The organism is Bartonella grahamii subsp. shimonis, from assembly GCF_036327415.1.
GTDB lineage: Bacteria > Pseudomonadota > Alphaproteobacteria > Rhizobiales > Rhizobiaceae > Bartonella > Bartonella shimonis.
In genome coordinates this window covers 783,997-796,063 of the sequence record NZ_CP123961.1, presented here as the reverse complement: position 1 = coordinate 796,063, position 12,067 = coordinate 783,997, and the positions used below count along the sequence as shown (strand labels likewise).

Sequence of the window (12,067 nt, the reverse complement as noted above, 5' to 3'; positions counted from 1 at the left end):
AACTCCCCAATAAAAGACGCTTAAAGTTCCATTGTTAATGTCATAAAAAATGTTCCTGATTTTTTGTGCTTAACTGTGCTCCAAAAAATACTGGAATAGTTTGCATCAAGAGAGACCATACCCCCCGCAAGCTTGACACCTGCTGTCCAACCGGCAAGCTGGTCACTCTTAATCCCATACAAAGCTTGCGAAAACACATGCCCATAATCCAAACCAACATAAGGGCGGAGTTCACCAAAAACCTTTTTGAAGGTCGCGTGGTTGCGCCATGGAATGGTGCGTAGCAACAAATCATTCCGACTAAAAAAACCGTTATTGCCAAAAAGCAAACTCTCACGCGTGCCACGAACATTGGAAGCCCCTCCCAATGAAATCTGCTCAGCCCCCAATAAATTATGCGGTGAATATTGACCACTCAAAAGATTGCTCAGTATAAAGTCCAAGCCCCCTACCTTAAAAGGCGTCATGACACTAAGCGTACCGGTAAATTTGGCAAATTGTGGCTCCGCATCCCCTGCTCCTGGCGCATGTTTCTTGACTGAATGAAACAAGGGGAGCCCTTGCAAATAACTCACATCAAAGGTCCAAGTCCCACCCAACATCTGGCGAGAATGCGAAATCCCAAAATTGGCGACACTATATTGACGGCTGCCCACTTCAATCTTATTGCCAAGAAGGTAATTGTTGGTTCTTTTATAAGAAAGACCTAAATTCAAGGTTGTAAGGGAAACACTATCCCGGTAAAGAACCCTGCTTGTACTCGCGTGTAACTCACTGGAATCTCCCGTCGTCTCAATATCGGTAAAGTTACCAGGGATAATGCTTTGGTAATTATAAACAGTGCCATTCAATCCAAAAGTCCAATAACCGTACGGAATACTCACACTCGCTGAAATGTTATTGCTATGTCCTTCTTGCTTGCTCCCACCCCAATAATCGGGCTCACTGCGTTGATAGTTAAAATCCCACGCATCATTCATCCCTAAAATATTTTCTACCCTCAAGCCCGCACTATAACGCGCATAACCCGTGGAAGATTGTCCCATATTGTCATGAGAAACAGTAATTTTGAAAGTTTTATCGGGATGATTGTTAATATTGACAATGGTGCTCCCTTCTTCACGCCCTGGAAGAAGTTCGCTTTGAGCGTGCGCTGAACTCAAACGGTTGATCTGATCAAGCCCCTGTTCAATATCGCGCATGTTCAGAACATGACCTTGAAGCCCAGGAAAAGCACTCCATACAACATTGTTATAACGAGATGCCGGTGAACCATTATAGTAAATCTCTGAGAGCTTGCCCTCAACGACAACAAATTTGAGCGTCTTGCTGTTTTTGATATCTTGATCAGGAATGTAAAAACGCGCCGTTACATAGCCTTGATCCAAATAAACTTTGGTTAACTTCTTGATTAAGAGCTGAATATCGACAAGACCGATACATCTTCCAACATAGGGCTCTGTTACGGCTGATATAGAGCGCTTTTTGACATGATGCACTCCCTCAACAACAAGAGCATGAATGGGAAAACATTGTTTCCCCCCCAAAAGCATTTCTGGATTTTTCTCTGAAGGCGTTGTAATGCCTTTAGGCGTTAAAGCGCGTAAATTCTCAATTCTTTCTAATTGCTGCTTTTCTGAATACCCGCGAGAAAAATTATCTGTTGGGGAATGAAAAATAGCTGAGGAGCGCGCATAAACACTTACACCTGTAAACAAGCCAAATAAAACAAAAATAGCACGAAAAATTCTCAAAAGAGAACTTTGGCGTAAAAATATCAATAACAATACAGATTGCCCCCGCTTTGCACTATTCATGAAACACTCTTTAAAAGAACTTCATGAATCTCTAACAATACCACTCAAAACAGCCACGACCCTATGACACCACCCAAAACAGCCACTGCTCTATGACGCTTTTAACAAAAGCACATGCCTTTGTAACCAAAGAAAAGGGACACCTAAAACTGCTTTATTTTACAAAAAACGCTTTATTTTAATTGCTGGAAATCTCTCCCCCCACATTTATATGAAAAACTTCTAACCAAAACTGTTTAGCTCGTCAATGTTTAATACATCAATATCCCCATAAATATAAAGGATAAATTTGCTCAACCATATCCCCTTGCATTCATAGAGTGAACCTTCAAAGGACGCCTCATCTATGAGTTTTGAGGGTTTTTGGGGGGTAGAAACCTTCAAAACCTATCTATAAAATGCGTGGTAAAATGTATCAAAATACTCATTCTGATATCTTAAAAGCACATAGTGCATTTGTCTTGATTAACCCGTGAAACGAATAGCAAATGTCACTATTTTGCTGATCTTACCTCATGTCATAGGCTGTGGATAAACAGCCTTTAATAAAAATTTTTTTTAAGCAGGTTGTGGGTCTGTAGCACCCTTTTCTTATTTTACTATTGCTATTTGTTTTAAATAGATCTAGCAAACTCCATTTAGAGTTTTTTTTTGACATCGGTAGATCAACGCTTATAAGGTGGTGGGGTTTTATTATAAATGCTTCAATCTCATAACAAACCACTGACATTACGCTCTCTGTTACAATCTTACCGTGATCATACAGAAAATGCGCGCGATAGAGGAACTTTTTTTGAAAAGTTTGTAATTGCCTATTTAACGCAAGACCCGTTGCAAAAGCAGGAATATGAAAAGGTACAAACCTATTGTGAATGGGCAAAAGAGCATGGGGAAGATGGGCGTGATATCGGCATTGATCTGGTTGCTAAAATTCGTGATGAAGAAGGATATGCCGCTATTCAATGTAAGTTTTATAGTGCAAATCATCAGATCAAGAAAGAAGATATTGATAGCTTTATTGCTGCCTCGGGAAAAAAGATCTTCACACGCCGTATTCTTATTGATAGCACCGAAGGTAATTGGAGTAACAATGCCGATCTCACCTGTGGAGGACAAGAAATTCGCATTCAACGGATTAATCTTTTTGATCTGGAAAACAGTCAAATAGATTGGTCAACCTTTGAAAGCAAAGGCGAAGCTACTCTTAAGAAAAAAGAACCGAAAAAGCTTTTAGATCATCAAAAAGAAGCCCTTGGGAAAGTCTGTGAAGGATTACAAGAAGCAGACCGTGGCAAGCTGATTATGGCGTGTGGAACGGGAAAAACCTTTACTAGTTTGAAGATAGCAGAAGCTCTTGCTGGTCAAGGTAAACGTGTTTTATTCCTTGTTCCCTCTCTTTCTCTCATGTCACAAACGATACGTGAATGGACAGCCGATGCACAAGTCCCCTTGCGTTCTTTTGCTGTATGCTCTGATACCCAAGTGGGCAAGCGTCGTAAAGCCCAAGATGATGCTGCTGAACTCGATGTATCGGATCTCGCTCTACCAGCAACAACAGATGCTCAAAAGCTTGGAGAAAAAGCAAATAAAGTCTTAGCAGATGCAATGACAGTGGTCTTTGCTACTTACCATTCGATCCAAGTGATTTCGGATGCGCAAAAGAAATATGCTTTACCAGAATTTGATCTGATCATTTGTGATGAAGCACACCGTACCACTGGAGCTGTGTTAGGAACAGACAAGTGTGAATCTGAGTTTATCAAGGTTCATAATAATAGCCTTATTCAGGGCAAGAAACGTCTGTATATGACAGCAACACCTCGTATCTTTAGTGACAATGCCAAAAAACAAGCTAATGAAATTGATGCCGTTCTGGCTTCTATGGATGATGAAGAGCTTTATGGAAAAATCCTTTATTCTTATAGTTTCTCCCATGCTGTAAAAAATGGACTTTTAACGCCTTACAAGATTATCGTTTTAGGTGTTGATGAAGGAGAAGTGAGTAAATCTATCCAGCATCTGATGACAGATGAGAATTATGAACTTATTCTTGATGATAGAACAAAGATCATGGGTTGTTATCAAGCCCTTACCAAAATGGATCTGAAAATTGATCTTGGAGATGATACAAAACCCATGCGCCGAGCTTTGGCTTTTTGTAAAGATATTAAAACTTCTGAACGCATATGTAGAACATTCAACGATGAAGAAGTTAAGAAAGATTTACGTGATCTTCATGAAAACCATAAAAATATCCCCCCTCTTAACTGTCAAGCAGATCATATTGATGGAAAATCTGGTGCCAAAGACCGTACGATAAAACTTGATTGGCTAAAAGAAGATGCTGGTGAGAATGTCTGCCGTATATTAACCAATGTACGCTGCCTTTCAGAAGGTGTTGATGTTCCTTCCCTTGATGCGGTTATGTTTTTACACCCGCGTAAAAGCCAAGTGGATGTGATACAAGCAGTGGGACGTGTGATGCGTCGTGCAAAAGGCAAAAAGATGGGCTATATCATTTTGCCGGTTGGTGTTCCTGCTGGTGTTTCACCAGAAGAGGCATTAAAAAACAATAAGAGATACAGTGTTGTCTGGCAAGTTCTCAATGCTTTACTTGCCCATGATGAGAATTTTAGTAAAACCCTTAACCAGATGGTCTTAGGACAAGACGTAAGCTCTATCATCGACATTGTTACAGTTTCTAAAAAGACCGAATTAGAGAATGTCACCACGGTTATTGACGAAATCCCGCTCCACGAAAAATCAGAACAATCCGGACTTCGTATTGGGACACAAGCTCATGAACCGCAACATAGTCATAGCGTAACAGGAAGATTACCCTTTTTTGTTGAGTTTCCCAATGCTCTCAAAACACTGATTGTTAAAAAATCTACCATGAGTGATTATTGGGGCATTTGGGCTGGCAATGTTGCTGAGATTGCACAAAACCATATTACACGCCTTCAAACTATGCTTTCTGATCAGACAAGCGAAGCTTATCATGCCTTTGATACGTTTTATAAAGAATTAAAAAACAACTTAAACAGTGAGATAAAGCAAGAAGAAGCCGTTGAGATGTTAGCGCAACATCTTGTAACGCGTCCTGTGTTTGAAGCTTTGTTTGAGGGCAATGAATTTGTACAAAACAATGCCATTTCGCAAGCAATGGAAAAAATCTTAACAGAACTCGATAAAACCAATATTGAAGAGGAATCCAAGGAATTACAAGAGTTTTATGACAGCGTAAAGTTCCGTGCCTCTGGCATTACAGAACCACAGGCAAGACAAAATCTTATTATCAAGCTTTACGAAGATTTTTTTACCAAGGCATTTAAGAAGACAACGGATAGGCTTGGGATTGTTTATACCCCCGTTGAAGTTGTCGATTTTATCATTCATTCTGTTGATGATGTGTTGCGTAATGAGTTTGGAAAAAGCTTGGGGTCACGTGGAGTTTCTATTCTTGACCCTTTCACTGGAACGGGTACCTTTATCACAAGGCTTTTACAATCAAAGCTCATAAAACCAGAGGATATGGAATATAAGTTTCGTTATGATATCCATGCCAACGAGATTGTCTTGCTAGCGTACTACATAGCAGCCATTAACATTGAATCGACTTATCATAGTTTGAAAAAAGGAGACTATATACCTTTCAAGCATATCGGTTTAACTGATACCTTTCGGATGCTTGAAAAGAAAGACTTGCTGCAAGAATTATTTAAAGAAAATAGTGAGTATTTGGAACATCAGAAAAAACTCAATATCGAAGTTATTTTTGGTAACCCTCCTTATTCAACAGGTCAAAGAAGTGAAAATGATAATAATGCAAATGTAGAATATGAAATACTTGATAGAAGTATTCAAAATACGTATGCACTTAGATCTCAAGCAACATTAAAAAGAAATCTCTATGATAGCTATATACGCGCAATTAAGTGGGCAAGTAATCGCTTGAGTCCTCAAGGTGGTGTTGTAGCTTATATTTCTGGAAATGGATGGATAGATAAAACATTTGCTGATGGCATGCGAAAATGCTTACAGAATGAATATTCTTCTATTTATATTATTAACCTTCGTGGTGATATTCGAAAAAATATAAAATCAAAAGAGCTATCAAAGGAAGGAGGCAATGTTTTTGGTTCTGGAAGCCAAAATGGAATAGCTATAACGATTTTTGTGCGCAATCCAAACAATAGCCAACTCTGTAAGATTTACTATCATGATATTGGGAATGATCTTTCTACCGAAAAAAAACTTGGAATGCTTCAAGACTTTGGTAGTGTTAGTGGCATTACACGTGACGACGGTTGGCAAATAATTACACCAGACGAACATGGGGATTGGATACATCAACGTGATGATAGCTTTAAGACATTTTTAGCAATAGGTGATAAGAAGGGAAATAATAAAAAGCTCTTTGAAACGTTTTCTCTTGGGGTCGTAACCAATCGTGATGCTTGGACATACAACTCTAGCCGTGATGCTTTATCAAAAAATATGAATAACATGATTAACTTCTATAATAGCGAAGTGAAACGATTTAATAATGCTTATACACATGCCGACCGTAAAACACGTGCAAAAGCTGTAAATAATTTCGTTGATACAGATGAGAGAAAGATAAGTTGGAGTCATAATGTTAAGCAAGAATTAGTAAGAGGAAAAATCTTTGAACTTGAAGATACATGCCTCACGCAAAGCCTTTATCGTCCTTTTACAAAACAATGGCTCTATTATAATCGCGCCTTTAATGAGAGAGTCTATCAAATGCCGCGGATATTCCCAATGGGAAGAGCGGTTGAAAATAAAGTAATACAAGTTACAGGTACCGGAACTCAATCAGGGTTTTCTGTGCTTATGGCGGAAAGTTTACCTAATCTTGATGTAGTGGATAAAGGTCAATGCTTTCCACGCTATATTCACGGAGATATTGCATCTTTAAAAAATAAAAATGAACAACAATCCCATTTATTTACAATCTCTACAGAAAAAAGCAAAATAGCTGGTTTACAACGGCGTGATGCCATTACGGATGAAGGATTAGCCCATTTTAAAGCGGCTTATCCTAATGAAACTATCACTAAAGATGATCTATTCTATTATGTTTACGGTCTACTTCATTCGGAAGATTATCGTACTCGTTATGCTGATAACCTCTCTAAAGAATTGCCTCGTATCCCTTGTGTAAAGAATGCTGAAGATTTTTGGAAATTTGTGACAGCAGGACGTGAATTGGGTCATTTGCACGTGAATTATGAAACTGTAGAACCTTATCCCGTGACCTTTAAAAAGGGTAATCCAAAAGTTACAGAGATCTCTAATCCAGAAAAGTTTTATTATGTAACGGAAATGAAATTCGCAAAAATTAAGGATAGTAAAGAAAAGGATAAAACCACTGTTATTTATAATAGCAATATCATCATGACAGATATCCCTCTTGAAGCTTATGAGTATATCGTCAATGGTAAACCCGCTCTTGAATGGGTTATGGGGCGTCAATGTGTAAAGACTGATAAAAAGAGTGGCATTGTGAATGATGCCAATCGCTATGCTGTTGAGACCGTTGGCAACCCTTCTTATCCATTGGAATTGTTTCAACGGGTTATTACCGTAAGTTTAGAAACAATGAAAATCGTGAAAAAACTACCAAAATTAGAAATAAGAGAAACTGAATAAGCCTATTAAAGCATGCTCACATAATGAGTGTGATAACCTTACAAAGGGGTATAAAGTCTTATAACCATAATCTATACCTCTCTTGTTAAATTGCTTACATACAATCTTAAAAGGATAAGATGATGTGAATTGTAAACCGAGAATTTCCTCAGCTTTTTCAATCACCAGATCATCAAACTCCCTATCTTTGCTAGCAAAATTAACAATATCACCATTATATTTATCAACTAATTGTATAACATCATCTAAGGTATAGGTTTTCATAAATCTTCCCCTGCGTGCTCTTTAATTCTTTTACAGAGAAATTCATAAAAATTACTTGCATAATAATGTGACGCTCCAGATGGAATCTTGACGTAGAGTGGGCATTCACCATCCTGAAACTGAGTATAATCAAAGTAAAATGTCTCACCAAAATCAGTTGTGCTAATAACAAGCTGTTTGAGGTTCGTAAAGCCATCTCTTCTATCGAGCAAATTTCGGTAAACAATATCACCAGCAGGAATACCAGCACAGATTTCATAAATACTGAATATTTCTTCACCTCCAATTTCTCCTCCTCCATAATTTTTCAAAAAATCTTTATAAGAAGTTGTGAACTGTAAGCCGAGACTTTCCTCAGCTTTCTTTATCCATATATCATCAGGCGCATCCTCTGCAGTGCCAAAATCGATAACATCCTGATATTTATCAACTAATTGTGCAACATCAGCTAAAGTATAAATTTTCATAGTTTATTCTCCATAAGTAACAGTATGTTTTTACTCATAATGAGTGTTTCTACTGATCAATCTTTTTCTACTATAGCCAATGGAATTGGGACGAGATTGATAAAATCATAAGAGATATTTTCTTGACGGAGCTCTTTTCTCATCTGTCTCTGTAAAGTCATCTCGCATTTACAATATATGATGTAATTAAAGGGAATGATCATTAAAATTTAGAGAGCGCCTTTTAGGGATATTATTTCAATATTTGCAATAATTACTTTTTCTTTTTTTCCTACTTAGGAATTTTGTTTGAAATCCAACAAATAACTTTTCTGATAAAATTTGCCTTTGGCTTCATAGGAGCAACAAAACTCTTGTCTTGATAAAATGAGTAGAGAACCTCAGCCATAGGACCTTCTTGTGTCATAGGATGTAACATAATAGGCCTAAAATCGACTCCAATAGGAGCTCTTCCTGATGCCATTCTTTCCACATTTGTACCTGTTACTATCTGTCCTTTTTCTTTCCAAGAAGAAACTGTTTCAGGCTCAAACAGCTCATCTTCCTGATAAACTTTTTGACCTTTAAATTCCACAGGTTCAGCTGCTCCCATAATTTTTTTCTTTATCCATTTCATGTTTCATAATCCCCTCGATTTTTTCAAAATAATCAATGTATTCTGTGTTCTAAATAGACTTCTCTCCTTCCAAGAGCGAGGTTATTCCTCGCTAGAAAGCTCTGAGTGATTATCAAAATCTTTTGCTACCCATTCAATCAAAGCGTAGCTCACTTGCTTCACCTTTGCTACTTCTTTGGCTAAAGCTAATGCACGTTCAAGGTGGGTTTTGTTGATGCTCTCGTCAAAACCTAGATGATCACCTGCCGTAAAGCTTTTCTGATAAGATTGTAAGGTCTCAACATCGCCCAACAAAGCAAGAGCGCCAAGATGAAGTAAAGCATAATCCTTATTGTCTGCTTTAGACGTTGCATCCCGTTGCCAAGGAAAAGTGCCATAATCAGAGCGAAGTCTTTTAGAAAGGTCAATGTCTGTTACCGACCATTCTAGCGCATCATCAAGCGCCTGTGTTAAACGATCCGCAGTAACTTCTGGTTCAAAGATTTCTAACCCCTTGGCTTCAAAATGAAGCTGTATATCTGGAATATCTTCCGTGTGGGTAGGATCAATGAATTTGCACGCGGTAGAAAGAATGCCCGTGCTAATCAAAAAGGCGCTATCAAATTGCGGACAATCTTTAGCACTTTCATCGTTATAAAGAATATCTACTTCACGATCAGCCAATTGATAACTTGCTACATAATCATCCCCATTGATTTTTTCGGTTGACCAACCTAAGCTTTTCAAAAGTGCATGAGCACTTTCCATAGTGAGACGATCATCAGTGTCATCCACTTCATCCACTTCATCCACTTCCTCTGCCACTTCAACAGAAGTTGTTTTAGAAGCAACAGATGCTGTTTGCGCATCCAAGCTTAAAATCGGAGCATTTTTTGGAAAACCCGCTCGATAACCCCGTGCAAGAGTAAGAGCGTTGTCAATCGTATATTTCGTGATACCTTTCACAAAGCTTAAAGAGTTTCCCTTTCTAAAATTCTCCTTATAAGATTTGAGCTTTTCAACATCCCCAATCAAAACAAGCGCAATAAGGTGACGCGCTACAAGATCAAGTTCACTGTCTGGGGGAAATGCTACATAATCATAGATGATTTGATTGACATTTTGCCGATCAGCCCATTCAAGTATATCTGTACAAATCTGCTTTAGCTTGCCTTCATCCAATTCAGTACTAGAAACTGTATAAACTTCTTCTGATTCTTTGAGGGCTATATATTGAGGCATATTATAGAAAATCTCTCTATGAGCAGTGGAAAAGCCAAGTGTTGAAAGGGAAGCCTTAAATACAACAATTGGCTCTTCTTCATCACTTTGAAGGCTGCACATTATATTGATTATACGGTCTTTACTGATAAAATAGGCATTACGATCATAGTTTTTATCCCGATAAACTGTCCAACTCATTTGTTTTAATTGCTCTGCAACTTTATTGAAAGTAATCAAAGCTTGTGGACCAAAATGTGCTTCTGCAGCCTCTCTCTCATGAAGAATTTTCAGATGTTTTTCAGAAAATTCAACGGCATGGTTAACATATTTTTCTACGTCATCATCATCCAAATGTTCAGAAATCGTACCTGCTTTTAGAAAACTTTGATAAGATTTCAGGATATCAATTCGACCTCTCAACGCTAAACAAGCCAAATGCCAAACTATATCTGTATCGTAACTATATTTTTGAACAACTGTTTTGCTTTCGATCGACGCTTGCAAGTCTTGGGCGCGTGCCCATTGTATTATCCGCTCAGAGATTTGTGTTAACTCTTGCTCATTCAACGTCTCTACACAAATATCAATCCCTTTACCAAAACCACTAAAAATCCCTCCCCCAATCGTATTAAAAGACTGATAAATATCTGTAGGTCGTATCCAATTATATTCTCTCCTATAGTGAATATAACGACAAGCTACAGAAATCTCTTCGTTAGAGATCTCAGCTTCAAGACGGACATTGTACTGATCATGGAGGCGTACAAAACCAAAATCAAACTGAATAAAACGATCTGGCAAAGAGAGCCACATCTTTCCAAGTTCCGTAGAAACCCACCCTTGCGTTTTGAGAATACGGCTTGCTGCAGTAAGGCTTATCGAGCGCTGTTTGGGCTTTTTGCGCGTTAGAATATCGTCTAACTCCCCATTCTTATAGGCCTGTGCAAATAAAATAAGGCGATCAATCCACGTCATCATTTTATAATCAGAAAATTCTGATACATTTAATTTGGGCGTAGACTCATAACTCCTTAAAGCTTCTATATCGCCAAGCAAAGCCTTTGCGACAAGAGAATGATTAGCAGCTTCTTCATGTAATTTTTGTTCAATATTTCGTGTTTTTGCCCAAGTAATGGCTTTGTTTAAAGAAGATTCAATATGACTTTCTGAAAGATCCGGTACCGTAACCCCGAAATCAGCTATTTCTGGATAGAGTATATATCCATACCGCGACTTTTGTCCCCTAGAATATTCACAAGCAAGACTATAAGAAGCAGTTGTGATACTAGCTAATAGCCAAAATTTCTCACCATCCTTTTCGTGTTTCACACCATAGCTCAAATCCACAATACGATCCGGAAGATAATAATAGGCAAATGTATCGCCTACTTCATCACGATAGGGCTCACAGCCTAGACTTTTTAATATTTCTGCTGCATCTTTAGTTTGCATAATGTTTCACTCTTCTCCAACCCCCGGATAACAGCTAACTGTATAAGGAATTATTCTATTCCACTCTTTGTTTATTTGATTTTCACTCCAATTGTCTCTAAACTCTTTCAGAAGCTCTGCATCTCCTTCAAATTTTTTCAAATCTTCTTGGTATTTATTAAGCTGTTCCTTATTTGCCCCTAGATAGCGTTTCATAATTTTTCCAAAAGGTTTTGCATCTCCTGTTTTATACGCTATTTCAAAATCTTTTTGACATTCTGTTAATTGAGAACTACCAGTTTTTATATCAATAACTTTTAATACACCTTTCTCCACATAAATAATATCAGGGCGATGTATTTTTTTAAAAGAAAAGTTCATAGATTATTCTCCATAAGTCGCAGCTTATTCACGCTAATACTGTTCTACAACTGTAAATAATAGCTAGTCTTTCGTCTCCCAGCTAATCTCTCTTAAAATCTCTGTCACGTCTTTAGTTCGCATAATTATTCACTTATCAACCAATTGTGCAACATCATCTAAAGTATGGGTTTTCATAGATGATCCTCAAAACTTGCGTTATAAACGCT

The 12,067-nt window shown here is 37.9% G+C and carries 7 protein-coding genes; 1 reads left to right on the top strand and 6 read right to left on the bottom strand.

The features are described from left to right. Window positions 1-20: 20 nt before the first annotated feature. A complete protein-coding gene (locus tag QHG57_RS03465) occupies window positions 21-1,817 on the bottom strand; it encodes a ShlB/FhaC/HecB family hemolysin secretion/activation protein (protein ID WP_330169468.1) in 1,797 nt (598 codons plus the stop codon). A gap of 699 nt (window positions 1,818-2,516) precedes the next feature. Between QHG57_RS03465 and QHG57_RS03460 the strand changes: the two genes are divergently transcribed. Further along, window positions 2,517-7,496 (top strand): DEAD/DEAH box helicase, encoded by a 4,980-nt coding sequence (locus tag QHG57_RS03460; RefSeq protein ID WP_330169467.1) that lies wholly within the window; start codon window positions 2,517-2,519, stop codon window positions 7,494-7,496. Here the strand turns inward: QHG57_RS03460 and QHG57_RS09750 are convergent. The 5 genes from QHG57_RS09750 to QHG57_RS03435 all read right to left on the bottom strand — a co-directional run bounded on the left by QHG57_RS09750 (window position 7,473) and on the right by QHG57_RS03435 (window position 11,858). Then, complete coding sequence (locus QHG57_RS09750) at window positions 7,473-7,760, bottom strand: hypothetical protein (protein WP_419196695.1); 288 nt, start codon at window positions 7,758-7,760, stop codon at window positions 7,473-7,475. The genes QHG57_RS03460 and QHG57_RS09750 overlap by 24 nt on opposite strands. Continuing rightward, window positions 7,757-8,227: an SMI1/KNR4 family protein gene (locus tag QHG57_RS03450; protein WP_330169466.1), complete on the bottom strand. Its 471-nt coding sequence runs from the start codon at window positions 8,225-8,227 to the stop codon at window positions 7,757-7,759. The genes QHG57_RS09750 and QHG57_RS03450 overlap by 4 nt, the downstream gene beginning before the upstream one ends. Before the next feature lie 271 nt (window positions 8,228-8,498). Further along, complete coding sequence (locus tag QHG57_RS03445) at window positions 8,499-8,843, bottom strand: HNH/ENDO VII family nuclease (protein WP_330168716.1); 345 nt, start codon at window positions 8,841-8,843, stop codon at window positions 8,499-8,501. An 81-nt stretch (window positions 8,844-8,924) separates the two neighbouring features. Beyond that, window positions 8,925-11,498 (bottom strand): DUF6990 domain-containing protein, encoded by a 2,574-nt coding sequence (locus QHG57_RS03440; RefSeq protein ID WP_330169465.1) that lies wholly within the window; start codon window positions 11,496-11,498, stop codon window positions 8,925-8,927. Between the two features lie 6 nt (window positions 11,499-11,504). Further along, on the bottom strand, window positions 11,505-11,858 hold the full coding sequence (locus QHG57_RS03435) for a hypothetical protein (RefSeq protein ID WP_330169464.1): 354 nt from the start codon (window positions 11,856-11,858) through the stop codon (window positions 11,505-11,507). Between the last annotated feature and the right edge of the window lie 209 nt (window positions 11,859-12,067).